Source organism: Pseudomonas syringae (assembly GCF_021606685.1).
Taxonomy (GTDB): domain Bacteria; phylum Pseudomonadota; class Gammaproteobacteria; order Pseudomonadales; family Pseudomonadaceae; genus Aquipseudomonas; species Aquipseudomonas syringae_R.
The window spans coordinates 45,672-68,882 of the sequence record NZ_WKCB01000002.1; the positions used below are offsets into that span (position 1 = coordinate 45,672).

Genomic DNA, 23,211 nt, shown 5'->3' on the forward strand with positions numbered 1-23,211 from the left:
GAGCGATGGCCAATATCCCTCTTTTTCTGTAGCTGTTCTGTTGCCAATCAATGCTGCAAAAGCTTGAAATGGATCTCACCTCAATACTGGAAAGTTGACAACCGTTGGTCACACCTTTGAGTGGGGAGTTGTATAGGATCTTCCCTGTTCTGCGTTTGTCGCTTTTGAGTGGGCTGGGTATGCGCGCGAATTCTGGACCAACCGCCACGGGCTAGTAATCCGTGCCGGATTCATGCGGAAGGACCATTAGCCCAGCCACCTCAAAAGACGCAATCGACCTGCGTCCAAAGGCTCACGTGTTCCGGTAAGTGCGCTGGAGGTAAGGCCCAACTCCAGGAGGGCCGAGTATGTCTAAGTTTGCACGACGTACGTGGGACCTCGTAGTGAATGCCCTGCGTGTTTATCACGTATGGGTATTCCTGCGGGACAGCTTCGACGACCTGTAAGGTCTGAGAGGTGGGGCCGCCTCTGCTTAAACCGAGGCGGCCTTTTGGTTGCTTAAACCCGGAAATGACTGACCATCTGCTGCAACTGGCTACCCAGTCGCGCCAGTTCAACACTCGACTTGGCGGTTTCGTCACTCGCCGTGGCGGTCTGTTCCGACACATCACGCACGTTGACGATGCTACGGCTGATCTCTTCGGCCACGGCGCTCTGCTGTTCGGCGGCAGCGGCGATCTGCTGGTTCATCGACTGGATGTTCGACACCGTACGGGTGATGTTTTCCAGCGACACACCGGCCTTGCGCGTCAGCTCCACACTGCTGTCGGTAAGGCTGCGGCTGTTGTTCATCACAGTGGCCACTTGTTGGGTACCGTTCTGCAAACCGGCGACCAGGCCTTCGATCTCTTCGGTGGATTTTTGTGTGCGTTGGGCCAGTCCACGCACTTCGTCGGCGACCACGGCAAAGCCACGACCGGCTTCACCGGCACGTGCGGCTTCGATCGCGGCGTTGAGCGCCAGCAGGTTGGTCTGTTCGGCCACGGCCTTGATCACGTCCATCACGCTGCCGATTTTGTTGCTCTCTTGTTGCAGGTGCGTCATGGCGTCGGTGGAACGTGCCACTTCGGCAGCCAGGCGTTCGATCTGCGCGATCGCCTCGGCGACAACCTTGTCGCCTTCGCGCGCTTGGCCGTCGGCGTCGGAGGCTGCCCGGGACGCCTGCTCGGCGTTGCGCGCGACTTCCTGCACGGTGGCGGTCATTTCGTGCATGGCGGTGGCGACCTGGTCGGTCTCGATCTTCTGGCTGTTGACGCCGGCGCTGGTCTGCTCGGTAACGGCCGACAGTTCTTCAGCGGCGCTGGCGATCTGGGTCACGCCGTCACGGATACCGCTGATCAGTTCACGCAGGGTGGTGCCCATGCGCTGGATGCCTTGCTGCAATACGCCCAGCTCGTCGCGACGGGTAACTTGAATGTTGTGGCTCAGGTCGCCGGAAGCGATGCGCTCCACCACGGCCAGGGTTTCCTGCAGCGGGCGGGTGATCTGACGGGTGATGACCAGTGCGGCGATGATGCCGACCAGCAGTGCCAGCAGCGTGCTGATCAGTTGCAGGCTACGGGCCTGGGCGCTTTCGGCGTCGCGGCGATCGAGCTGGATGTCGTAGAGCTTGTCGCTGATGGTAACGATATCCGCGCCCTGGGTGGTCATTTCGGCACGGGCGGCAACGATGTTGGCATTGGCTGCCTTGTAGTTCTGCACGGCCGTGCGATAGGCGCCGAGGGCGGTTTCCAGTGAGGTCAACGCGCTCTGCTGGCTGGCGCCGAATGCGGCGCTGAGGTCTTTCAAGCCGGCGATGGCTTTTTCGATCTGTGCCGCGGCGCGGGCTTCGGTGTCCGGGCTGACGTTACCGGTGTAGCCGCGCACTTCGTAGCGGGCCAGTTGGAACTGCATCTTGGCGTCTGCCACGGCCTGGAACTGCGCAAGGTGCTCCGGGCTGTCAGGCATTTGCTTCACGCTGGTTTCCAGTGCATCGATCTGCGCGTTGGCGGTATCCGCCTTGTCGCCCATCACTTGGCGAGAAGCGTTGCCGTTACGGTAGGCCTCGCGCATTTTATTCAGCGACTGCTGGTAGGCGGTGATGATGGCTTTCTGCTCGTTGAGCAGCTTGAGGTTTTCCGGGCTCTTGAAGGTGTCCAGGAGTTTCTGTTGCTTGGCAGCGAAGGCATCCAGGTTGGTTTGCACATTCTGCGCCACGGCTTCGTCGCCATTGGCCAGCATGTATTGCAGGCGCACGATCCGCAGCTTGGTCAACGAGGCATTGAGCTGGGTAATGTCGCTCATCCAGTTGCTGCGGTCGATCAAGCCGCCCAGGCTGGTCCAGCCGGTGAGGGCCAGGATCGAAGTGAGGACCAGTACCAGGCCAAAGCCCAGGCCCAGTTTGAGGTTGACGCTGATGTTACCGAACCAGCTATTCATCGAATGCTCCGCAAAAGGTGATGTCTGTCTGCTGGACGGTGTTGTTGTTTGAGCCAGCCAATATGTGTAGGGCTGTATCGGCGGCTGTGGTCGGTTCTGAAATACTTTTATTGCGGATGCGACGAAGGGTCGCCATAGCGGTGCAGCAATCCTGTTCCTGCCAGCTTGCGCGGGCGGGGAGGGGGCTCATCATGGACCGGTCTTGTGTGCTAGTCTGCTGGCCCTTTTAGTTCTGGGCGGTGCGGGAAACCGGTGTTTCCAGCGCTGCCCTACAGCGGAGCCTCTTCATGTCCGACGTTAATCTGTCCACCGACGAAACCCGCGTCAGCTACGGTATCGGCCGTCAGTTGGGCGACCAACTGCGCGACAACCCGCCACCGGGCGTAAGCCTGGACGCGATCCTGGCTGGCCTGACCGACGCCTTCGCCGGCAAGCCAAGCCGTGTTGATCAAGAGCAAATGGCCGCGAGCTTCAAGGTCATCCGCGAAATCATGCAAGCCGAAGCAGCCGCCAAGGCTGAAGCAGCGGCTGGCGCTGGCCTGGCGTTCCTGGCTGAAAACGCCAAGCGTGATGGCATCACCACCCTGGCTTCCGGCCTGCAATTTGAAGTGTTGACCGCAGGTACCGGCGCCAAGCCGACCCGTGAAGACCAAGTGCGTACTCACTACCACGGCACCCTGATCGACGGCACTGTGTTCGACAGCTCCTACGAGCGCGGCCAGCCTGCAGAATTCCCGGTTGGCGGCGTGATCGCCGGCTGGACCGAAGCCCTGCAACTGATGAATGCCGGCAGCAAATGGCGCCTGTACGTGCCGAGCGAACTGGCTTACGGCGCTCAAGGCGTTGGCAGCATCCCGCCGCACAGCGTTCTGGTATTCGACGTCGAGCTGCTCGACGTTCTGTAAGACCTGCTGACTGTGGATGCTGGGCTTGTGTAGGAGCGGGCTTGCTCGCGAAGGCGCTGGATCAGTCAGCTTATCTGTCGCTGACACTGCGCTTTCGCGAGCAAGCCCGCTCCCACATAGGGCCCACATCCACAGGTTTTGCGGGTAGTTTCATGGATGGAACTTGCCATTCAGCTCCGTCGCCGGGCGCAACGCTCGGGCATAGCAGAACAGAAACAAGTTACGCACCACTTCTTTCAGCACTCCGGGTTCACTCGAACTCAGGCCGTTTACGTCCAGGTCGCCCTGGTCCTGCAACTCATTCAGCGCTTCTTCTTCCAGCACTGCACAGACTTCGCCGGTTTCCCGATGCAGGATCCGCAGGTAAGGGTGTGGGCGGTCCAGCCAGGCATCTATCAAATAAGTCATGGTTGTTCTCCTTGATAAGTTTCAATGAGAATAATTCTTATTCGTGGAATAGCAAGTGCCTATTGGCAGTTTCCTGGTTTTTCTGTGTGGATATTGAGATGGGTCAGCGAGGAGGGCAAAACGCCATCCCGCGGCGGGCGCGGGATGGAAACAGCAGATTCAGACTTTTCGCACAAACTCGGACTTGAGTTTCATCGGGCCGATACCGTCGATCTTGCAATCGATATCGTGGTCGCCGTCGCACAGGCGGATGTTCTTGACCTTGGTGCCGACCTTGACCACCAGGGAGGTGCCCTTGACCTTGAGGTCCTTGATCACGGTGATGGTGTCACCGTCCTGCAGGACATTGCCTACAGAATCTTTTTTCACGGGGTCATCGCTGGCCGCTTGGGCCTCGCCATTGGCGGACCACTCATGGGCGCATTCCGGGCAGATCAGCTGGGCGCCGTCTTCGTAGGTGTATTCGGAATTGCATTTTGGGCAGGGTGGCAACGTGCTCACTAAAGCTCCTTGAGAGTCAGGATGGCTAAAAGTCGCACATTATATAGGGTTTTGTGGCGAAAGCGGGGCGGCGAGTGGGTAATGGGGTCTAAATGTGAGAGGGGGCTTGCCCCCGATGGCGGTGTGCCAGTCTATACAGAGGCTGGCTGATCTACCGCTATCGGGGGCAAGCCCCCTCCCACATGGGTCTGTATTTGCAGGTCTGACTTAGTGCGTACGCGCGACCGCAAACTCACTCAGCTCAACCAGGGCGTCCCGGTATTCGCTGGCCGGCAGTGCTTCAAGGCACTGGATTGCACGGGCCACGTAGTCACGGGCCAGTTGCGCGGTGTAGTCCAGCGAGCCCGAGGCTTCCACGGCAGCGCGGATGCTTTCCAGGTCTTCGATACCGCCTTTCTGGATCGCCTTACGCACCAGGGCGGCCTGTTCCGGCGTGCCTTCGCGCATGGTGTAGATCAGCGGCAAGGTCGGTTTGCCTTCGGCCAGGTCGTCACCCACGTTCTTGCCCAGGGTCTCGGCATCGCCACGGTAGTCGAGCAGGTCGTCTACCAGCTGGAACGCCACGCCCAGGTGGTCGCCAAAGGTGCGCAGCGCTTCGGCCTGTTCGGCGGTCGCGCCACACAAGGCGGCAGCACTGTGGGTGGAGGCTTCGAAGAGCATCGCGGTCTTGCCGCGAATCACTTCCATGTAGGTTTCTTCGGTGGTGCTGGCATCGCGGACTTTCGACAGCTGCAACACTTCGCCTTCGGCGATGATGCGCGTGGCCTGTGAAAGAATCTTCATCACCGGCATCGAGCCCAGCTCGACCATCATTTCGAACGAGCGCGAGTAGAGGAAATCGCCGACCAGTACGCTTGGGGCGTTGCCCCACATTGCATTGGCGGTTTCGCGGCCACGGCGCATGCCGGACATGTCGACCACGTCGTCATGCAGCAGGGTGGCGGTATGCAGGAATTCGATAGTGGCGGCCAGCAGGCGCAGGTCATCGCCTTCGCGGCCCAGGGCCTTGCCGCACAGCAACACTAATAAAGGACGCAGGCGTTTGCCGCCCGCCGACGTAATATAGTCGCCAATTTTGGAGACCAGCGGCACTTTAGAAGTCAGCTGCTTCTTGATGATGCCGTCGACGGCGCTAAAATCGTCCGCGACCGCGCGGTAGAAAGCTTGGGGTTGCATCAGCGACAGTCGCTCCAGAAGGGTTGCGCGGCATGCTAGGACCCTGACCCCCGGGTGTCAAGGCGCGATAGACGGGCTATTGCAACGCTCCGTTGGCTTGCGTACAATCGCGCACCCTGAACTTCCTGGGCAGCACCTGCCTTACGCAATTGCATTCGGGACGTCCATCCCATGCAGCCATGCCAGCCAATACCTCTTCTTATAAAGCGCTGGGTGAGCAGGATTATCGGAGAAATACCATGTCGTACGCAGTAATTGTTACTGGTGGCAAGCAATACAAAGTCGCCCCAGGTGAATACCTGAAGATCGAAAAACTGGAAGTCGCTACCGGCGAATCCGTTACTTTTGATCGCGTTCTGTTGGTCGCCAATGGCGATGACGTGAACATCGGCGCTCCAGTTGTTGCTGGCGCTACCGTTGTGGCTGAAGTGATCTCCCAAGGTCGTCACGATAAAGTCCGCATCATCAAGTTCCGTCGTCGTAAGCACCACATGAAGCGTATGGGCCACCGCCAGTGGTACACCGAGATCAAAATCACCGGTATTCAGGCTTAATTTCAGCCTAATTCCTCACTAGGAGAATTGACTCATGGCACACAAAAAAGCTGGTGGTAGTACCCGTAACGGTCGCGATTCAGAAGCTAAACGCCTTGGCGTGAAGATGTATGGCGGCCAGAAAATCATTCCGGGCAACATCATCGTGCGTCAGCGCGGCACCCAATTCCACGCCGGTTACGGTGTTGGCATGGGTAAAGATCACACCCTCTTCGCTAAAATCGAAGGCGTGATCAAGTTTGAAGTAAAAGGCGCGTTCAACCGCCGTTACGTGAGCGTTGTCGCCGCTTAATTGCGCGATCGCTGGAAAAGCCCTGTCTCGCGACGGGGCTTTTTCGTTTGTGGGGTGAGTCTCTTGCAAAGCTGTTTGTGATGGGCTCCAGCGCTGGATTTGCAGGTGCTGATAGAGGTCTCTACGCTCATTTTTGCAAGAGTCTTATGTCTTGGTTTCTTAAGCTCGTCCATGCGACGAGAGGCGTTTTGTTATGAAGTTCGTTGATGAAGTTTCCATCCGAGTAAAAGCAGGCGACGGCGGTAACGGTTGCATGAGTTTCCGTCGCGAAAAGTTCATCGAAAACGGTGGCCCCAACGGCGGTGACGGCGGTGACGGCGGTTCCATCTACATGATGGCCGACGAAAACCTCAACACCCTGGTCGACTACCGTTACACCCGGCACTTCGATGCCGAGCGTGGCTCCAACGGCGGCAGCACCGACTGCACCGGTAAAAAAGGCGAAGACCTGGTACTGCGCGTACCGGTCGGCACCACGATCATCGACTCTGCCACCCAGGAAGTGATTGGCGACCTGACCAAGGCTGGCCAGAAGTTGATGGTTGTGCAGGGCGGCTGGCACGGTCTGGGTAACACCCGATTCAAGTCCAGTACCAACCGTGCGCCACGCCAGACCACCCCTGGCAAGCCGGGTGAGCAGCGTGACCTCAAGCTGGAAATGAAAGTACTCGCCGACGTAGGCCTGCTGGGCCTGCCAAACGCTGGTAAAAGTACCTTCATCCGTTCGGTTTCGGCCGCCAAGCCGAAAGTCGCCGACTACCCGTTCACTACCTTGGTGCCAAACCTCGGTGTGGTCAGCGTCGACCGTTGGAAAAGCTTCGTGATCGCCGACATTCCTGGCTTGATCGAAGGTGCTTCCGATGGCGCAGGCCTGGGGATTCGCTTCCTCAAGCACTTGTCGCGTACCCGTTTGCTGCTGCACCTCGTCGACATGGCGCCGCTGGATGAAACCAGCGCACCGGACGCCGCCGAAGTGATCGTCAGCGAGCTGACCAAGTTCAGCCCGGCCCTGGCCGAGCGTGATCGTTGGCTGGTGCTGAACAAGTGCGACCAGATCCTCGAAGAAGAGCACGAAGAACGCGTCAAGGAAATCGTCGATCGCCTGGAGTGGGAAGGCCCGGTCTATGTGATCTCGGCCATCGCCAAAGAAGGCACCGAGCGCCTGACCCGCGACATCATGCGCTACCTGGAAGACCGCGCCGACCGCCTGGCGGCCGACCCGGTGTTCAAGGCCGAGCTGGCCGAACTCGACCAGCAGATCGAAGACGAAGCCCGTGCCCAATTGCAGGCGCTGGATGACCAGCGTGCCCTGCGCCGCAGCGGCGTGAAGTCGGTCCATGACATCGGTGACGATGATTGGGACGAAGAAGACGTGGATGATGAAGACGGTCCGGAAATCATTTACGTGCGCGACTGATTCGTTGCGATAAACTTGAACGCCGCTCCTTATAGAGCGGCGTTTTAGTATCCGGGTTTAACGTTATGGGCGGCGCTGGGTCGCGCGGCCCTCACTCTAAGGTTGAAGATGATGCGGAGCAAAGTGACAGGTGCGCAGCGCTGGGTCGTGAAGATCGGAAGTGCGCTGCTGACGGCGGATGGCAAGGGGCTGGATCGTGCGGCCATGAGCGTCTGGGTCGAGCAGATGGTGGCCTTGCATGAGGCCGGTGTCGAGTTGGTGCTGGTGTCGTCCGGGGCGGTTGCCGCCGGGATGAGCCGCCTCGGCTGGACCGCGCGACCCAGCGCGATGCACGAGCTGCAAGCCGCCGCCGCCATCGGCCAGATGGGCCTGGTGCAAGCCTGGGAATCCAGCTTTGCCGAGCATGGCCGCCACACGGCGCAGATCCTGCTGACCCACGACGACCTGTCCGACCGCAAGCGCTACCTCAACGCCCGCAGCACCTTGCGTGCGCTGGTGGAGCTCAAGGTGATCCCGGTGATCAATGAGAACGACACGGTGGTCACCGATGAAATCCGCTTCGGCGACAACGACACCCTGGCCGCGCTGGTGGCCAACCTGGTGGAAGCCGACCTGCTGGTGATCCTCACCGACCGCGACGGCATGTTCGACGCCGATCCGCGCAACAACCCCGATGCCCAGCTGATCTACGAAGCGCGCGCCGATGACCCGGCGCTGGACGCCGTGGCCGGCAGCGTCGGCGGCGCGCTGGGCCGTGGCGGCATGCAGACCAAACTGCGCGCTGCACGCCTGGCCGCACGTTCCGGCGCGCACACTATCATCGTCGGCGGGCGCCTGGAGCGCGTGCTGGACCGTCTCAAGGCCGGTGAGCGCATGGGTACGCTGCTGTCGCCGGAACGCGGCATGCTGGCGGCACGCAAGCAGTGGCTGGCCGGGCATTTGCAAACCCGTGGCACCCTGGTGCTGGATGATGGCGCGGTGTCGGCGCTGTCCCAAGGCAACAAGAGCTTGCTGCCGGTGGGCGTCAAGTTGGTACAGGGCAGCTTCCGCCGTGGCGAGATGGTGGTGTGCGTGGCGCCGGACGGTCGTGAGATCGCCCGTGGCCTGGCCAACTACAGCGCCTTGGAAGCACAGAAAATTATTGGACAATCGTCTGACGCGATTGTCGGACTCTTGGGTTACATGGCCGAACCGGAACTGGTTCACCGCGATAACCTGATCCTGGTCTAACCAAAAGGAATACACAATGCGTGTGATGAAGGGATTGCTCGGCCTGCTGCTGGCCATGCCGCTGCTGGCGTCCGCCGAAGAGATTGGCCAGGTGTCGACGGTGTTCAAGTTCGTCGGCCCCAACGACCGCATTGTGGTCGAAGCGTTTGATGACCCCAAGGTCGACGGCGTAACGTGCTACCTGTCGCGTGCCAAGACCGGCGGCGTCAAAGGTGGCCTGGGGCTGGCCGAAGACCGTGCCGAAGCCTCGATTGCCTGCCGTCAGGTCGGGCCGATTCGCTTCAAGGGCGACCTCAAGGATGGCGACGAAGTGTTCAAGGAGCGCACCTCGCTGGTGTTCAAGACCATGCAGGTGGTGCGTTTCCTCGACAAGAAGCGCAATACCCTGGTGTACCTGGTCTACAGCGACCGTCTGATCGAAGGCAGCCCGCAGAACGCGGTCACGGCCATCCCGATTTTGCCTTGGCCTACCGCTCAGTAATCCGCAGGCGGGTTTTGTAATCGGCGTCTATGATTGCAGGCTTGCGGGTTGTAATCTCGAAACGCCGCTTTGCCAAGAACATCGGATACCTGGAGTTCGTCATGAGTGCTTTCCACGACCTGAAACTCAAAGCTTTGGACGGACAAGAGCTGCCGCTGGCGCCCTTCAAGGGGCAAGTCGTGCTGGTGGTCAACGTGGCCTCCAAATGTGGCTTGACCCCGCAATACGCCGCGCTGGAAAACCTCTACCAGCAGTACAAGGATCAGGGTTTTACCGTGCTTGGCCTGCCGTGCAATCAGTTTGCGGGCCAGGAGCCGGGCACTGAGGAAGAGATCCGCGAGTTTTGTAGCCTGAACTATGGGGTCACATTCCCGCTGGGCAGCAAACTCGAAGTGAACGGCCCTGACCGTCATCAGCTGTACCGCCTGCTGGCGGGTGAGGGCGCCGAGTTTCCAGGGGATATCACCTGGAATTTCGAGAAGTTCCTGCTCGGCAAGGATGGGCGAGTGCTCGCTCGCTTCTCGCCGCGCACCCCACCCGATGACCCGAGCATCGTCCAGGCCATCGAAAAAGCCCTGAGCTAACTAACCCTCAAGGCGTGTGGCCAACGAGCTTTCTGTGGCGAGCGGGCTTGCCCGCGTTGGGCTGCGCAGCAGCCCCCTCTAATATCGCCGCTTTCTTTCAGATAGAAACGCAATGCCTCTGGGGCTGCTTCGCAGCCCAACGCGGGCAAGCCCGCTCGCCACAGAAGCCTACTTGCCACAGAAGCCCGCTCTCCACAGAAAGCTCGCTGGTCAAAGAAGCCCGCTTGGCACACGAGCGTGCTCAGCGAAGATGGGTTGCGGTTCAGTTTCGCGACTTTTACCCCTTAATCACCCAGATCAATAGTGCTATCCAGCGCGGCGCACCAGCCATATTATCCGCATCATAAACCCCTCTCATGTGGAGTGCTCCCATGCCTGTCCAAGCCCTGTTCAAACCGTTCCAGCTCGGTGCACTGCAACTGTCGACCCGCGTGGTCATGGCGCCAATGACCCGTTCGTTTTCGCCGGGTGGCGTACCCAATTCCAAAGTGATCGAGTACTACCGCCGCCGTGCGGCTGCCGGCGTGGGCCTGATCATCACCGAGGGCACGGTGGTCGATCACCCGGCTTCCAACGGTTACCCCAACGTTCCGCATTTTTACGGCGAGGCTGCGCTGGCCGGCTGGAAGAAAGTGGTCGATGCCGTGCACGCCGAAGGTGGCAAGATCGTCCCGCAGCTGTGGCACGTGGGCAGCGTGCGCCGCATCGGCACCGAGCCGGACGCCAGCGTGCCGGCCTACGGCCCGATGGAAAAACTCAAGGACGGTAACGTGGTGGTCCACGGCATGACCACCCAGGACATCAAGGACGTGATCAACGCCTTCGCCCAAGCGGCCAAGGACGCCCAGCGTATCGGCATGGACGGTGTGGAAATCCACGGTGCCCACGGCTACCTGGTCGACCAGTTCTTCTGGGAGGGCAGCAACCAGCGCACCGACGAATACGGCGGCAGCCTGGCCAACCGTTCGCGTTTTGCCATCGAGTTGATCCAGGCCACCCGTGCTGCCGTAGGCCCGGACTTCCCGATCATCCTGCGGTTCTCGCAGTGGAAGCAGCAGGACTACACCGCGCGCCTGGTGCAAACCCCAGAGGCACTGGGTGAATTCCTCAAGCCGTTGTCCGAGGCGGGCGTGGACATTTTCCACTGCTCAACACGTCGTTTCTGGGAGCCGGAGTTCGAAGGCTCCGACCTCAACCTGGCCGGCTGGACGCGCCAGCTCACCGGCAAGCCGACCATCACCGTGGGCAGCGTCGGCCTGGACGGCGAGTTCCTGCAGTTCATGGTCAATACCGATAAGGTGGCCCAGCCCGCCAGCCTGGAGAAACTGCTGGAACGCCTGAACAACGACGAGTTTGATCTGGTTGCTGTAGGTCGTGCGCTGCTGGTCGACCCGGATTGGGCCGTGAAGGTGCGCGAGGGACGCGAGGGCGACATCCTGCCGTTCAGTCGTGAGGCGCTGACGAGTTTGGTTTGACCTGAGCGTAGCGCTTCACAGGTTTTACTGGAGTGCCGGACGGTGATGTCCGGCACTCCCATGTCTGAATAGATCTCAGAACATCATTTTATTTCGGTAAAGGTTGGCCAGGCAGCAGCCAGTACGGCAGTTGTGGATAGCGGACCCTACCGGCAATGCCGCCTCCCGCGACTGAACACGGGCCGTGATCAGGGTCTAAAGGCAGCGTCGGCTTGTCAGGCTTGTCATTGAGGTTTATGCCTGGAGGAATGAAGAAGGTATTGCGGGGTATTTGCATGGTTAAACTCCAACTCTATATTTCAAAGTGTTTTGGCGATCTGACTGTTTGACCGTTATGGCTCAACTGTCTGCCTTACACTGGGTGGAGTTAGGGAGGATTGGATTCCGGGTTACAACCAGCAACAGAACCCGCGGCGGCTGGGTCGCGAGGCGATCACACTGCCTGAGCCCCCGATTTTCAAGGGAGGCTCCAGAACGAGGTTAAAGCCCTTACCTGGGGCTCTGGATATTCATCGTGTTGGTGTTGCCTTTTATGGACGCCAGGTACGCGCCATACACATCCAGTAACTTGCTCTCAAACTGCTCGATAATTGCAGGCCAACCCTGACGGCTGGCGTGTTGTCGGGCGTTGAGTCGCACTCGGCGCAAACTCTCGCGCTCTTCCAGCAGCCACTTGGCCGCATCGCTAAACGCCTCCTCATCCCCTGGCATTGCCAGCACGCCGTTGTAGCCATGGCGAATGTGCTGGGTCGCGGCCGCCTGGTCGTAAGCCACCACGCCGAGCCCGGACGCCATGGCTTCCAGCACCACATTTCCGAAGGTTTCAGTCAGGCTGGGAAACAGAAACAGATCCCCCGAGGCGTAATGCCGCGCCAGCTCTTCGCCGCGCTGAGTGCCGCAGAACACCGCGTCAGGAAGATCGCGCTCCAGCAGCGGGCGTTGTGGGCCATCGCCGACGATGATCAGCTTCAGTCGACGCTGTGGATAAGTTGCCTGCACGGCATCAAAGCAACGCTTGAGCAGCCCGAGGTTTTTTTCCTGGGCGAGGCGCCCGACGTGCAGCACGGCAATATCGTCGCTTTGCAAACCCCAGCTTTCGCGCAAGGTATTGTCACGCCTGGCGGGGTGGAACAATTGGCTGTCGACCCCGCGTGACAACATCCCCAGGCGCTCGAAGTGTCGACGTTCCAACTCCAGGCGCTGGCTGGCGCTGGGCACCAGGGTCAGCGTCGAGCGGTTGTGAAACCAGCGCAAGTAGTGCGTGACCAGGCGGCTCAGCACGCTCAAGCCGTATTGGTTGGAGTACTGCTGGAAGTTGGTATGAAAGCCGCTGACCACACTGATTCCCAGCCGCCGCGCCGCACGCAACGCCGACAGCCCCAGCGGGCCTTCGGTGGCAATGTACAGCACGTCGGGCCGCTGGCGTGTCCAGCGGCGCAGCAATTTATGCATCGACGATTGGCCCCACTGCAAACCCGGGTAGCCCGGCAACGGCCAGCCGCGGCATAGCAGCAAATCATCGTCGCTGGGGCGGCTCTGGTCCACACTCTGGCGCGGGCGCACCAGCTCGACTTGATGGCCACGGGCGCGCAAACCGTCGCAGAGACGGCCAAGGGTATTGGCCACCCCGTTGATCTCTGGCGGGAAGGTTTCGGTGATCAGGGTGATGTGGAGCGAGGCTGTCGTCATGACCCACAGTGTCGCCGTGGGCCATGTCGTCATTGTGTCAGCCAAATGATGGATTTATGACTGGGTAATCTTTTGCGACGCCATCGCCTCGGCACCTTGCTCGCGTACCCAGAACAACGTGGCGCCGGCCACCGCTGCGGGCATCATCAGCAGGTTGACCACCGGCACCAGCAGCACCAGGTAGACGATGCCGCCAAAACTCATGCTCTGCCAGCGCTTCTGGCGCAGCCAGGCGAGCATTTCGTTCCAGCCCAGCTTGTGGTTGTCGGCCGGGTAGTCGATGTACTGGATCGCCATCATCCACACGCCAAACAGCAGCCACAGCGGTGCAGCAATGAGGTTGACCACCGGAATGAATGACAGGATAAACAGGCCGATGGCCCGTGGCAGGAAGTAGCCCAGTTTGCGCATTTCCCTGGCCAGGGTGCGCGGGACCATGGCGATCAACTCGCCCCAACTGAACGCGGGGAAGTCATCGGTGCCGCGTACTACCACCTCGACTTTCTCCGAGAGAAAACCGTTGAACGGCGCGGCGATGATATTGGCCAGCATGGTGAAGGTGAAAAACACCATCAGCACCACCAACACCACAAACAAGGGCCAAAGCAGGTAATTCAGAAAGCTCAGCCAGTTGGGCAGTGTCGGCATCAAATGGTCGACCCACAGGCTGAACTGGTGGCCGGCGAAATAGATCAGGCCGACGAACAGCACCAGGTTGATCGCCAACGGCAGCAGTACAAACAGGCGCAGGCCGGGGCTCAGCACCAGTTTTAGGCCTTCACGCAGATACTGCGGGCCGGAAAGAGCAGGGGCGGGCATGGGGAACTCCGAGCAGGATGACGAACGCGCCGACCTTACCGGCTTTGCATCGTGGGCGAAAGCGGCGACATCAGCAGTAACAAAGGCATCGATTAATCGGGTCGACTGCATAGAGACCACCTATGAGCTGGATTGTTATTCCGTATTTCCTTAATCTTGCCCCCCTCTATACGCTGCACCCATTATTTTCAGGGCCTGCGAGTTCAAGCCTTCCCCAAGTGCTTCGCGGTCCTTTTTTATTCCAGCCGTCTTGTTGTATGGGCGGTCGATAGGAGTGAGTCATGTCTGATACCCGTCATTCGCGAGTGATTATTCTCGGTTCCGGCCCTGCCGGTTACAGCGCTGCGGTCTACGCTGCCCGGGCCAACCTCAAGCCGCTGCTGATCACCGGCATGCAGGCGGGCGGTCAGTTGACCACCACCACTGAAGTCGACAACTGGCCGGGCGACGTCCACGGCCTGACCGGCCCGGTGCTGATGGAGCGTATGAAAGAGCACGCCGAGCGCTTTGAAACCGAGATCGTGTTCGATCACATCAACCAGGTCGATTTCTCCAAAAAGCCTTACAGCCTGACCGGCGACAGCGGCGTCTACACCTGTGACGCGCTGATCATCGCCACCGGCGCCAGCGCCCGTTACCTGGGCCTGCCATCGGAAGAAGCGTTCATGGGCAAGGGCGTTTCCGCCTGCGCGACCTGCGACGGTTTCTTCTACCGCAACAAGCCGGTCGCTGTGGTCGGTGGCGGCAACACGGCCGTGGAAGAGGCGCTGTACCTGGCTAATATCGCCAGCACCGTGACCCTGGTTCATCGCCGCGAAACCTTCCGCGCCGAGAAGATCCTGATCGACAAGCTGCACGCCCGTGTCGCTGAAGGCAAGATCATCCTCAAGCTCAATGCCACCCTGGACGAAGTCCTGGGCGACAACATGGGCGTGACCGGTGCCCGCCTGAAAAACAACGACGGCAGCTTCGACGAGCTGAAAGTCGACGGCGTGTTCATTGCCATCGGCCACACCCCGAACACCTCGCTGTTCGAAGGCGTGCTGGAAGCCAAAGACGGTTACCTGGTGGTGCAGGGCGGCCGTGAAGGCAACGCCACTGCTACCAACATCGAAGGTATCTTCGCTGCTGGTGACGTGGCCGATCATGTGTACCGCCAGGCCATCACCTCCGCCGGTGCCGGTTGCATGGCGGCACTGGATGCCGAGCGTTACCTCGACGGCCTGCAGAACGCTTCGTTCTGAACCCGTTGAAATAAAAAAAACCGGCTGAGAGGCCGGTTTTTTTATGCCCAATCTAAATCACGCCGCAAGGCAAATGTGGGAGGGGGCTTGCTCCCGATGGCGGTGGGTCAGTCAACGTATGAGTGACTGAAACACTGCCATCGGGAGCAAGCCCCCTCCCACATTTTGATTTATGCCTGACTCAGGATTTGCGGGTCAGAGGCTGCGCGGTGAATTTCACACCGGCCAAGCCATGAGCAATCAGTGCCCGAATGTTGCCATGGTCACTGCCTTGCGGCGTCGCCACCACCGAACGGTAATGTTCACCAAATGCCAGCAACGCTTCCTGATCGCTCAAGCCTTCCAGCAGTGCCAGACCCAGGGTCTTGCACGAACCCTCGTTCTGGCCCGCAGCGTTTTCCACGTCGCCATTGGTGAAGGCTTGCGGCTGATAGTCGTAACCGGCCGCTACGAAGGCCAGGGTATCGGCAAAGAGGTGTTCGCCGCTGTTGAGGCTGGCGCGCAGGGTGTTCAGATCAGTCATGGGGTTTTCCTTTGGCGAACGCCGCCTGTTGGTCGGCGCTGGCTTCTTTCTGGTATTGGGCTTTCCACTCGGCGTACGGCATGCCGTACACCACTTCGCGGGCGTCATCGAGGCTCAGCTCGATATGGCGCTCATCGGCTTCGGCCTTGTACCACTTGGACAAGCAGTTGCGGCAGAAGCCCGAGAGGTTCATCAGGTCGATGTTCTGCACATCCTTGCGGCTGTCCAGGTGCGCCACCAAGCGGCGGAAGGCGGCGGCTTCGAGTTCGAGGCGTTGTTGGTCGTTCATAGGGCTCACGCAGGTTCAGGGTTGGCGGCTGGCGGCCAGGGTAATCGACACCGATTCGGCAAAGCGCAGTGCATGCGGCTTGTCCACTTCGACTTCGGCGTACAGCACCGATTCGTTGCTCATCACCAGGTCCAGCAGTTCCTGGGTCAGGCGCTCCAGCAGGGCGAAGCGGTTGCCTTCGACGTGGGCGATGATGGCCTTGGTGATGGTGCGGTAGTTCAGCGCATGGTCAATATCGTTGTCGCGCACGGCTTCCTGGGCGGCATACAGGATGGTCAGGTTGATCAGCACATCCTGCTTGTTGAGGATTTCGTCCTCGTTGATGCCGATGAAAGTGCGCAGGCACAGGTCCTTGACCCGGATGCGCGCCATGCCTGGTTGAAGTTGTGGCATTGCTACTTGCTCCGTCCAATCAGTTGCAGGAACTCCATGCGCGTGGTGTTCGACTCGCGGAACGCGCCGAGCATCACCGAGGTGTTCATTGTTGAATTCTGTTTCTCTACGCCGCGCATCATCATGCACATGTGCTTGGCCTCGATCACCACGGCCACGCCGGCGGCCTGGGTCACGTCCTGGATAGCCTCGGCGATCTGCCGCGTGAGGTTTTCCTGGATCTGCAGGCGCCGGGCGAACATGTCCACGATGCGCGCCAGCTTCGACAGGCCGAGTACCTTGCCGGTCGGAATATAGGCCACATGGGCCTTGCCGATAAAGGGCAGCAGGTGGTGCTCGCACAGCGAATACAGCTCGATGTCCTTGAGGATCACCATCTCGTCGTTATCGGACGCGAACAGTGCACCGTTGACGATCTCGTCCAGGTTCTGCGCGTAGCCATGACACAGGTACTGCATGGCCTTGGCGGCGCGCTTGGGGGTGTCGAGCAAGCCTTCGCGCTCCGGGTCTTCGCCCAGGCCTTTGAGGATCTCGCGGTAGTGTTGGGGCAGGGATAAGGTCATACAACATCCTCACAAACGGCTTACTTGATATGCCGCCCGCCGTTGACGGTCAGGGTGGTACCGGTGACATAGGGGTTGTCCAGCAGGTAACGCAGGCTCTGGTAGATCACCTCGGGCCCGGGCTCGATACCCAACGCCGACTTGGCCAGGACCTTGGCACGGTAGGCTGCGTCGTCGCCGTCGTTGAACATCACCATCGCTGGGGCGATGCCGTTGACCTTGATCAGCGGCGCAAACTGCGCGGCAAACGACAGTGTAAGGCTGTCGAGCCCGGCCTTGGTGGCGCAGTAGGCGATGTGCTGGCGACTGCCCTTGCGCACCACGTCATCGCTGATATGCACGATATCGGCAGGTGTCGAGCGTTGCAGCAAGGGTGAACAATGCAGGTTGATCAGGTACGGCGCAAGCATGTGTACGCTGAACATGTCGGTCAAGGCGCGGCTTTCGTCACCCGGTGTTTCGGCAATCCAGGCCGAGGCGTTGTGGACAATCGCGCGCAGGCTCTGGGTGTGGGTGTTCAGCTCGGCGATGAAGGCGAGAATGCCCGCCTCGCTGGAGAAGTCGGCATACACACCCACCGCGCCGCGCTCGCGCAGGGCCTGCACGCCGGGGCGTTCGCTGCGGTAGCTGAAAATCACCGAGTGGCCTTCGTCCAGCAGGCGCTGGGCGCAATGCAGGCCGACACGCTGGCCGGCGCCGGTGATCAGGATCGGGGCGGGGGTGGAGGTCATGGGAGGCTCAAGTCGCTGGCAGAGTGAAACTATACCAGCGACCGGCCGCCCCTGTACTCACACGGCGGCTTGGGTGGCCTTGCGCGGTGGCGGCGTGGGGTGCAGCCAGTTGGCCAACAGGTGGGTCGACAACGGGATGAACCAGTAGACCATCAAGGGCGTGAGTGCCAGGGTGCTCACCAGCACGCGCGGCGCCAGCTCCAGATCGCTCAGCAGCGGCCCCAGCACGAAGTTGAACAGCAGCGACACCGGGAAAAACGCCAGCCAGATCGCCACCGCCTGTTTCCAGCGTGGCGGGCGTGCACCCACGGCGCCGAACCAGCCATCGATGCCGCTGACGCGATGTTCGGACGGGTCGGCAAACAGCTCGCTGCCACGGCTCAGCCAGGCACTGCGTGAGGCGGAAAACTCCCAGGCATGCAGGGTTTTGCCGTCGGCGAAGCGGAAAATAATCTGGAATTCATCGTCATTGGGCGGCGGGGCGAGTACGCCTGAGCCCAGGTAACCGGGAAAGTCCGTGGCCAATTGCTCGCCTTCGCGCAGCCAGGCCATCAATTCTTCATAGCGACCTTTGGCCACGCGACGCGCAACCATCAAGGTGACGGGTGAGGTAGACATTGTGTATCTCCAAGTCATCAAGTGCGCTGGGCCGGGTGGGCGGCGCACACACGAGGCTGCGGGGTGGTGCAGCGACGTAGAAAAAACAGGCAAGGATTATTCCTGTTTTGGCGAAATACACCAGAGACTTTGGTCGGCTAACCGTGTGGCTTGAATCAGGGACTTGATTCAGCGTTAAATAGGATCCAAATCGACACGGATGTTTCCGACCTCTGATGCCCGAAATTATTGCTCCTCACCACGAAACAGTGGACGACTCTGTCACTGATTTCGATGATCTTTTGCCCATCCGTGAAGTCGCCAGGTTGACCGGCGTCAACCCGGTGACGCTGCGTGCCTGGGAGCGTCGCTACGGCCTGATCCAGCCGACGCGCACCGAAAGCGGGCATCGCTTGTACTCAAGCACCGACATCGACACCGTGCACCGTATTCTCGACTGGATCGAGCGTGGCGTCGCCGTGAGCAAAGTGGGCAAGATTCTCGCGCGTGAAGGCCTCTACAGCGAGCCCGCCACGCCTTCGCGTATCGATACCGAACGTGAATGGAGCCAGTGGCAGATGCAGGTGCGCCTGGCCATCAACGCTTTTGACGACCGCCAGCTTGACCGGCTGTATGGCCAGGTCTTCGCCGCTTACCCGATCACGGTGGTGTTCCAGAATATTTTCATGCCGCTGTGGCAGCAGTTGCTGCGCCATCAGGGGCTCTTCGGTCAGGCCAGCGAGTGGTTGTTCTTCGACGCCTTCCTGCGCGTTCGCGTTGTGCAACGCCTGCACATGGCGAGCGCTTCGTCGGCGCCTCGGGTGCTGCTGGCGGCCATAACCGGAGAGTGTCGCGAGTTGGAGTTGCTGGTGGCGGGCGCCATGCTTGGCTCCGACGAGCTGGCGGTGAAGGTGTTTGCCGTTGGCCAGCCGTTTGATGAGTTGACGCTGGTGTGCGAGAAGACCCGGCCGCAAGCGCTGGTGCTGTTCTCCAATCGGTCACCCGACAGTGGGTTGCCGGAGCGCCTCAAGCGCCTGGCTCTGACCCTCGATTGCCCGTTGCTGCTGGCGGGGGATGCGTCGGACCTGGCGCAAGACAGTCTTGCGGGCTCGTCCATCGGCTGCCTGGGCAACGAAGGGCGGTCGATGCAGCATCGCCTGCAGCAGTTTTTGCGCGCACGCCTGGACACCTGATCTCAGGCGTGAGCCTCGGGGTGGATCAAGCGGTGCTGGTGCAGGATGAACTGGCGCAGGCGTTCGGTTTCGTCCGCGTCGCTTTGATCCAAGTGGTAGGCAAACAGGCCACGGGCGGTTTCCCGCTGCAACGTGCCACGCAAGGCGATGTGCTCGTAGCCGGAGGGGCTGAACCATAGGCAAAAGGTCTTGGGCGGTTTGATTCGGCCCCGGATCTGCACCAGCACTCCCTTGGATGACACCTCATGCACCCACAGGGCACTCAGGTTGCCCCTGATGTTCTCCAGCGCCACCGGCTTTTCAAGGGCCAGGCGCCAGGGCCGGATCATCGGCCCATCTTCGAAGATCGTGGGTACGCCCAGGCGCAGGTGCAGCGCATGAAACTCGTCTTCCACCAAATGCAGAGGGAATGTGAGTTGCTGGTTTTCGAACTGCGCCTGGATGGTGAGCTGATCATGGGCAGCCAGGCGGGTGAGCAAGTCACGGATTTGCGCGCCGCCGTTGACGGTCAGGCTCGAGGAGGCATCCCGCAGGTTGAGCTGTGGGTTGTGCTGCATCATCTGGATAAAATCCAGCTCGTCCTGCGTCAGTAGCGCGTCGCGTTGCATGAGGCTTGCTCAAGGAAAGTAGGTATTAAAGCGCCATTATCCGCCTAATGGCGGCATTTTCTAAGCGTTGTTTGATCCGCTTGTCGATTTGAGCTTGGCCAACTCGGCCTTGACCTGCGCCAGCTCCGTTTCCAACTGGGCGACGCGCTGCTGGGCTTTGACCTGAAGGGTCACGTCCTTCTGCACGCCGACAAAATAGGTCTGCTTGTCAGCCGCGTTGTATACCGTCGACAGCGACAGCTCGTTCCAGAAGTGGCTGCCGTCCTTGCGGTAGTTGCGCAGGGTTTCCCGGCAGGAACCGCCACGTTCCAGGGCTTCGCGGATGGCCATCAGGGCCGGTTGGTCGCGGTCGCCGGACTGCAGGAACCGGCAGTCCTGGTAGAGGATGTCATCGAGGGTGTAGCCGGTCATTCGTTCGAAGGCCGGATTCACGTAGATCAGCGGCTTGTCCTTGCCTTCTCGTTCGGCGATGACGATGCCATCGTTGGAAGCGTTGATCACCATTTGCATCAGTTGAGCGTTAATCATCGAGCGGTCCATGGCTTGTTATTGGAGTAGGCAGTTTATGACATGCCTTGAATGTTGCAGGGCATACACCGAAATATTTGCGACAGCTGCTAATATCCCACGCTTTCACTCAACTACAGGATCAGATTGATGAAAGTCGCCATCCTTTCCGGCTCGGTGTACGGCACGGCTGAAGAAGTCGCCCGCCACGCCGCCGGCATCCTCAACGACGCCGGTTTCGAGGCCTGGTACAACCCACGCGCCACGCTGGCGGACGTACAGGCCTTCGCCCCTGAGGCGTTTCTGGCGGTGACGTCCACCACCGGCATGGGTGAGTTGCCCGACAACCTGCAACCCCTGTATTCGTCCATTCGTGACCTGCTGCCCGCTGCCTGGCGCGGCCTGCCTGGCGCGGTGATCGGCCTGGGCGATGCCAGTTATGGCGATACGTTCTGTGGCGGCGGCGAGCAAATGCGCGAGCTGTTCGGCGAGCTGGGCGTACGCGAAGTGCTGCCGATGCTGCGCCTGGACGCCAGTGAGAGCGTGACCCCGGAAGCCGACGCCGAGCCGTGGCTGGCCGAGTTGGTCACTGCACTGCGCGCTTGACCGAGTACTCGCGCAGCAACAACAGCCAGGCTTGCGCGGCCTTCGACAAATAGGCGCCGTCACGCCTGATAGACGAGGGCTCGGTCGCGGGCCTGGTGAGGGTGCTCGCGGGCCTGCTCAACCTGTTTACCGTGCCTTTATTGGCGGCGCTTCTCTGACGCGCGTTGAATAAAGTTCAGCTATTCTCAGCGCTGACTCGCTCGGTCATCAAGCTGGCTGCCAAGGCAACTCCTTGCGCCAGGGTGTCTGACTAGACTGGCCCATCACTCGAAAAATAATAAGAAGTGCGCCAAGGAGGTCGTTACCGTGAGCCTAGCCCCCGTTCTATCGCCGCAGAATGTCAAAGACCAGGTCAGTGCTGCCGAGTGGCAAGCGCGTGTCGACCTGGCGGCCTGCTATCGCCTGGTGGCATTGCATGGCTGGGATGACCTGATTTTCACGCATATCTCGGCCAAGGTGCCGGGTACCGATGATTTCCTGATCAATCCCTATGGGCTGATGTTCCACGAGATCACGGCGTCGAGCCTGGTCAAGGTCGACCAGGCCGGCAACAAATTGATGGACAGCCCCTACGAGATCAACCCGGCGGGCTACACCATCCACAGCGCTATCCATGAAGTGCGCCACGACGTGACCTGCGTGCTGCACACCCATACCGCCGCCGGCGTTGCGGTGGCGGCGCAGAAGCAAGGCGTGTTGCCAATCAGCCAGCAATCGATTTTCGTGTTGTCGAGCCTGGCCTATCACGCCTACGAAGGCGTGGCGCTGAACCACGAAGAAAAAGCCCGTTTGCAAGCGGACCTGGGCGACAACAATTTCCTGATGCTGCACAACCACGGCCTGCTGACCTGCGGCGGTACGATCGCCGACACGTTCCTGATGATGTTCACGTTCCAGCGCGCCTGCGATATCCAGGTGCTGGCGCAGAGCGGCGGGGCTGAATTGATCAGCATCGAGCCGCCGATTCTCGCCGGGGCCCGGGCAATGGTGGCGGCTGTCACAAAGAGTGCGCAAGGTATGGGGGGCGCGCTGGCCTGGCCGGCGTTGCTGCGTAAATTGGACAGCCAAGACCCAGGGTATAGAAGCTGATGCCACTCGCCGAGATCCCGCTTAGAGCCTGGCGCAAGCGCGGTCAGGAATTCGTCTTTCGTGGTCGCGCGATCCGTTACTGGGTGGCGGGGCAGGGCGAACCGCTGCTGCTGATCCATGGTTTCCCCACTGCCAGCTGGGACTGGCACTACCTGTGGCAACCCCTGGCCCAGCGCAACCTGGTGATTGCCTGCGACATGCTCGGCTTTGGCGAATCGGCCAAGCCGCTCGACCATGGCTATTGCCTGCTGGAGCAGGCGGACCTGCAACAAGCCCTGCTCGAACACCTGCGGGTGGAACAGCCGGTGCATGTGCTGGCCCATGACTACGGGGACAGCGTCGCCCAGGAACTGCTGGCCCGCCACTATGAAGGTCGCTTCTGCATGGCCAGTTGCGTGTTTCTCAACGGCGGGCTGTTTCCCGAAACCCACCGCGCGGCCCTCGTGCAAAAACTCTTGCTCAGCCCGCTTGGCTGGATGGTCGGCCGCGCCTTTGGGCGCAATGCTCTGGCGAACAGCTTCAACCAGATCTTCGGCCCCAGCACCCGCCCGAGTGAAAGCGCACTGGATGATTTCTGGAGCCTGATCGACTGCAACGACGGCACGCGCATCCTGCACAAACTGATCGCCTACATCCCGCAGCGTCGGCGCCTGCGTGAGCGTTGGGTGGGGGCGATGCAGCGCGATGAAGTCCCGCTGCGGGTGATCGATGGCGCAGTTGACCCGATTTCCGGCGTGCACATGGTCGAGCGTTATCAGCAATTGGTGCCCCACGCCGACACGGTGCTGCTGGCCAATATCGGCCACTACCCGCAGATCGAGGCGCCGGTGCTGGTGCTCAAGCACTATCTGGAATTTCGCGATCGGGTGCGGCAGCCGGCCTCTCGCATGGCCTATTCCTGACGCCGTAACCGCCTCCC

Annotated in this window: 27 protein-coding genes and 2 pseudogenes; 14 read left to right on the forward strand and 15 right to left on the reverse strand. The window is 60.4% G+C overall.

The genetic code is table 11. The annotated features are described in order from the left end of the window. Nucleotides 1-498: 498 nt before the first annotated feature. Nucleotides 499-1,362, reverse strand: a complete 864-nt coding sequence (locus GIW02_RS27145; RefSeq protein ID WP_456361618.1) for a methyl-accepting chemotaxis protein — start codon at nucleotides 1,360-1,362, stop codon at nucleotides 499-501. Continuing rightward, nucleotides 1,354-2,418: pseudogene (locus GIW02_RS27150) on the reverse strand (methyl-accepting chemotaxis protein); the annotation flags it as partial. The gene GIW02_RS27145 and the pseudogene GIW02_RS27150, both read right to left, overlap by 9 nt. A 287-nt stretch (nucleotides 2,419-2,705) precedes the next feature. On the opposite strand from GIW02_RS27150, the gene GIW02_RS01055 reads away from it, so the two are divergent. Then, nucleotides 2,706-3,323, forward strand: coding sequence for an FKBP-type peptidyl-prolyl cis-trans isomerase (locus GIW02_RS01055; RefSeq protein WP_236413477.1), 618 nt, complete (start codon nucleotides 2,706-2,708; stop codon nucleotides 3,321-3,323). Nucleotides 3,324-3,473: 150 nt separating this feature from the next. On the opposite strand, the gene GIW02_RS01060 is transcribed toward GIW02_RS01055, so the two are convergent. From GIW02_RS01060 to GIW02_RS01070, 3 genes are all read right to left on the reverse strand, one after another. Next, complete coding sequence (locus GIW02_RS01060) at nucleotides 3,474-3,731, reverse strand: PA4570 family protein (RefSeq protein ID WP_003194088.1); 258 nt, start codon at nucleotides 3,729-3,731, stop codon at nucleotides 3,474-3,476. 159 nt (nucleotides 3,732-3,890) lie between these two features. Beyond that, the gene (locus GIW02_RS01065; protein WP_236413479.1) at nucleotides 3,891-4,232 is read right to left on the reverse strand and encodes a zinc ribbon domain-containing protein YjdM; all 342 of its coding nucleotides are present in this window, start codon (nucleotides 4,230-4,232) and stop codon (nucleotides 3,891-3,893) included. A gap of 207 nt (nucleotides 4,233-4,439) precedes the next feature. After that, nucleotides 4,440-5,408 (reverse strand): polyprenyl synthetase family protein, encoded by a 969-nt coding sequence (locus tag GIW02_RS01070; protein ID WP_084376403.1) that lies wholly within the window; start codon nucleotides 5,406-5,408, stop codon nucleotides 4,440-4,442. Nucleotides 5,409-5,647: 239 nt separating this feature from the next. Between GIW02_RS01070 and rplU the strand changes: the two genes are divergently transcribed. The 7 genes from rplU (at nucleotide 5,648) to GIW02_RS01105 (ending at nucleotide 11,441) form a co-directional block, all read left to right on the forward strand. After that, the gene (rplU, locus tag GIW02_RS01075; RefSeq protein ID WP_007950961.1) at nucleotides 5,648-5,962 is read left to right on the forward strand and encodes a 50S ribosomal protein L21; all 315 of its coding nucleotides are present in this window, start codon (nucleotides 5,648-5,650) and stop codon (nucleotides 5,960-5,962) included. Nucleotides 5,963-5,996: 34 nt separating this feature from the next. Further along, nucleotides 5,997-6,254 carry a 50S ribosomal protein L27 gene (rpmA, locus tag GIW02_RS01080; protein WP_003176049.1) on the forward strand — a complete coding sequence of 86 codons (258 nt, stop codon included), beginning with the start codon at nucleotides 5,997-5,999 and terminating at the stop codon, nucleotides 6,252-6,254. 193 nt (nucleotides 6,255-6,447) lie between these two features. After that, nucleotides 6,448-7,671: an Obg family GTPase CgtA gene (cgtA, locus tag GIW02_RS01085; protein WP_101272965.1), complete on the forward strand. Its 1,224-nt coding sequence runs from the start codon at nucleotides 6,448-6,450 to the stop codon at nucleotides 7,669-7,671. 111 nt (nucleotides 7,672-7,782) lie between these two features. Next, complete coding sequence (gene proB, locus GIW02_RS01090; RefSeq protein WP_236413565.1) at nucleotides 7,783-8,901, forward strand: glutamate 5-kinase; 1,119 nt, start codon at nucleotides 7,783-7,785, stop codon at nucleotides 8,899-8,901. 16 nt (nucleotides 8,902-8,917) lie between these two features. Then, complete coding sequence (locus GIW02_RS01095) at nucleotides 8,918-9,382, forward strand: CreA family protein (protein WP_101272964.1); 465 nt, start codon at nucleotides 8,918-8,920, stop codon at nucleotides 9,380-9,382. 101 nt (nucleotides 9,383-9,483) lie between these two features. Beyond that, nucleotides 9,484-9,966: a glutathione peroxidase gene (locus GIW02_RS01100; RefSeq protein WP_236413481.1), complete on the forward strand. Its 483-nt coding sequence runs from the start codon at nucleotides 9,484-9,486 to the stop codon at nucleotides 9,964-9,966. A 371-nt stretch (nucleotides 9,967-10,337) separates the two neighbouring features. Beyond that, nucleotides 10,338-11,441, forward strand: coding sequence for an NADH:flavin oxidoreductase (locus GIW02_RS01105; RefSeq protein ID WP_236413483.1), 1,104 nt, complete (start codon nucleotides 10,338-10,340; stop codon nucleotides 11,439-11,441). Nucleotides 11,442-11,930: 489 nt separating this feature from the next. Here the strand turns inward: GIW02_RS01105 and GIW02_RS01110 are convergent, their stop codons facing one another. Both GIW02_RS01110 and cysZ read right to left on the reverse strand, forming a co-directional pair. Next, complete coding sequence (locus GIW02_RS01110; RefSeq protein WP_236413485.1) at nucleotides 11,931-13,130, reverse strand: glycosyltransferase family 4 protein; 1,200 nt, start codon at nucleotides 13,128-13,130, stop codon at nucleotides 11,931-11,933. A gap of 54 nt (nucleotides 13,131-13,184) precedes the next feature. Beyond that, the gene (cysZ, locus tag GIW02_RS01115; protein WP_122674308.1) at nucleotides 13,185-13,949 is read right to left on the reverse strand and encodes a sulfate transporter CysZ; all 765 of its coding nucleotides are present in this window, start codon (nucleotides 13,947-13,949) and stop codon (nucleotides 13,185-13,187) included. A 281-nt stretch (nucleotides 13,950-14,230) separates the two neighbouring features. On the opposite strand from cysZ, the gene trxB reads away from it, so the two are divergent. Beyond that, complete coding sequence (trxB, locus tag GIW02_RS01120) at nucleotides 14,231-15,193, forward strand: thioredoxin-disulfide reductase (protein ID WP_016976180.1); 963 nt, start codon at nucleotides 14,231-14,233, stop codon at nucleotides 15,191-15,193. Between the two features lie 181 nt (nucleotides 15,194-15,374). On the opposite strand, the gene GIW02_RS01125 is transcribed toward trxB, so the two are convergent. From GIW02_RS01125 to GIW02_RS01150, 6 genes are read right to left on the reverse strand one after another with little or no spacing between them, the layout of a single operon-like run. Beyond that, entirely contained in the window at nucleotides 15,375-15,716 is a 342-nt protein-coding gene (locus GIW02_RS01125; RefSeq protein ID WP_236413488.1) for a HopJ type III effector protein, read from the reverse strand. Beyond that, the gene (locus GIW02_RS01130; protein ID WP_016971058.1) at nucleotides 15,709-16,005 is read right to left on the reverse strand and encodes a DUF1244 domain-containing protein; all 297 of its coding nucleotides are present in this window, start codon (nucleotides 16,003-16,005) and stop codon (nucleotides 15,709-15,711) included. Before GIW02_RS01130 ends, GIW02_RS01125 begins: the two co-directional genes overlap by 8 nt. A 15-nt stretch (nucleotides 16,006-16,020) precedes the next feature. After that, nucleotides 16,021-16,398 (reverse strand): dihydroneopterin triphosphate 2'-epimerase, encoded by a 378-nt coding sequence (gene folX, locus GIW02_RS01135; protein ID WP_236413490.1) that lies wholly within the window; start codon nucleotides 16,396-16,398, stop codon nucleotides 16,021-16,023. Between the two features lie 2 nt (nucleotides 16,399-16,400). Next, nucleotides 16,401-16,961, reverse strand: coding sequence for a GTP cyclohydrolase I FolE (folE, locus tag GIW02_RS01140; RefSeq protein ID WP_236413498.1), 561 nt, complete (start codon nucleotides 16,959-16,961; stop codon nucleotides 16,401-16,403). A 20-nt stretch (nucleotides 16,962-16,981) separates the two neighbouring features. Next, nucleotides 16,982-17,692, reverse strand: coding sequence for a dihydromonapterin reductase (gene folM, locus GIW02_RS01145; protein ID WP_236413500.1), 711 nt, complete (start codon nucleotides 17,690-17,692; stop codon nucleotides 16,982-16,984). Nucleotides 17,693-17,749: 57 nt separating this feature from the next. Then, a complete protein-coding gene (locus GIW02_RS01150) occupies nucleotides 17,750-18,310 on the reverse strand; it encodes an antibiotic biosynthesis monooxygenase (RefSeq protein WP_236413502.1) in 561 nt (186 codons plus the stop codon). 215 nt (nucleotides 18,311-18,525) lie between these two features. Between GIW02_RS01150 and GIW02_RS01155 the strand changes: the two genes are divergently transcribed. Continuing rightward, a complete protein-coding gene (locus GIW02_RS01155; protein WP_236413504.1) occupies nucleotides 18,526-19,482 on the forward strand; it encodes a MerR family transcriptional regulator in 957 nt (318 codons plus the stop codon). 2 nt (nucleotides 19,483-19,484) lie between these two features. Here GIW02_RS01155 and GIW02_RS01160 read toward each other — a convergent pair whose 3' ends face one another. Together GIW02_RS01160 and GIW02_RS01165 are read right to left on the reverse strand one after the other, a co-directional pair. After that, nucleotides 19,485-20,090, reverse strand: a complete 606-nt coding sequence (locus GIW02_RS01160) for a hypothetical protein (protein WP_236413506.1) — start codon at nucleotides 20,088-20,090, stop codon at nucleotides 19,485-19,487. 60 nt (nucleotides 20,091-20,150) lie between these two features. Then, the gene (locus tag GIW02_RS01165; RefSeq protein ID WP_236413508.1) at nucleotides 20,151-20,618 is read right to left on the reverse strand and encodes a PAS domain-containing protein; all 468 of its coding nucleotides are present in this window, start codon (nucleotides 20,616-20,618) and stop codon (nucleotides 20,151-20,153) included. Nucleotides 20,619-20,747: 129 nt separating this feature from the next. Here GIW02_RS01165 and GIW02_RS01170 point away from each other — a divergent pair, with 129 nt between their 5' ends. The 4 genes and pseudogenes from GIW02_RS01170 to GIW02_RS01185 all read left to right on the forward strand — a co-directional run bounded on the left by GIW02_RS01170 (nucleotide 20,748) and on the right by GIW02_RS01185 (nucleotide 23,194). Then, nucleotides 20,748-21,203, forward strand: a complete 456-nt coding sequence (locus tag GIW02_RS01170; RefSeq protein ID WP_236413510.1) for a flavodoxin — start codon at nucleotides 20,748-20,750, stop codon at nucleotides 21,201-21,203. Nucleotides 21,204-21,274: 71 nt separating this feature from the next. Beyond that, nucleotides 21,275-21,361, forward strand: a pseudogene (locus GIW02_RS01175) (LrgB family protein); the annotation flags it as partial. A gap of 148 nt (nucleotides 21,362-21,509) precedes the next feature. After that, complete coding sequence (locus GIW02_RS01180) at nucleotides 21,510-22,292, forward strand: class II aldolase/adducin family protein (protein ID WP_236421751.1); 783 nt, start codon at nucleotides 21,510-21,512, stop codon at nucleotides 22,290-22,292. After that, the gene (locus GIW02_RS01185; protein WP_236412071.1) at nucleotides 22,292-23,194 is read left to right on the forward strand and encodes an alpha/beta fold hydrolase; all 903 of its coding nucleotides are present in this window, start codon (nucleotides 22,292-22,294) and stop codon (nucleotides 23,192-23,194) included. The genes GIW02_RS01180 and GIW02_RS01185 overlap by 1 nt, the downstream gene beginning before the upstream one ends. Nucleotides 23,195-23,211 lie beyond the last annotated feature (17 nt).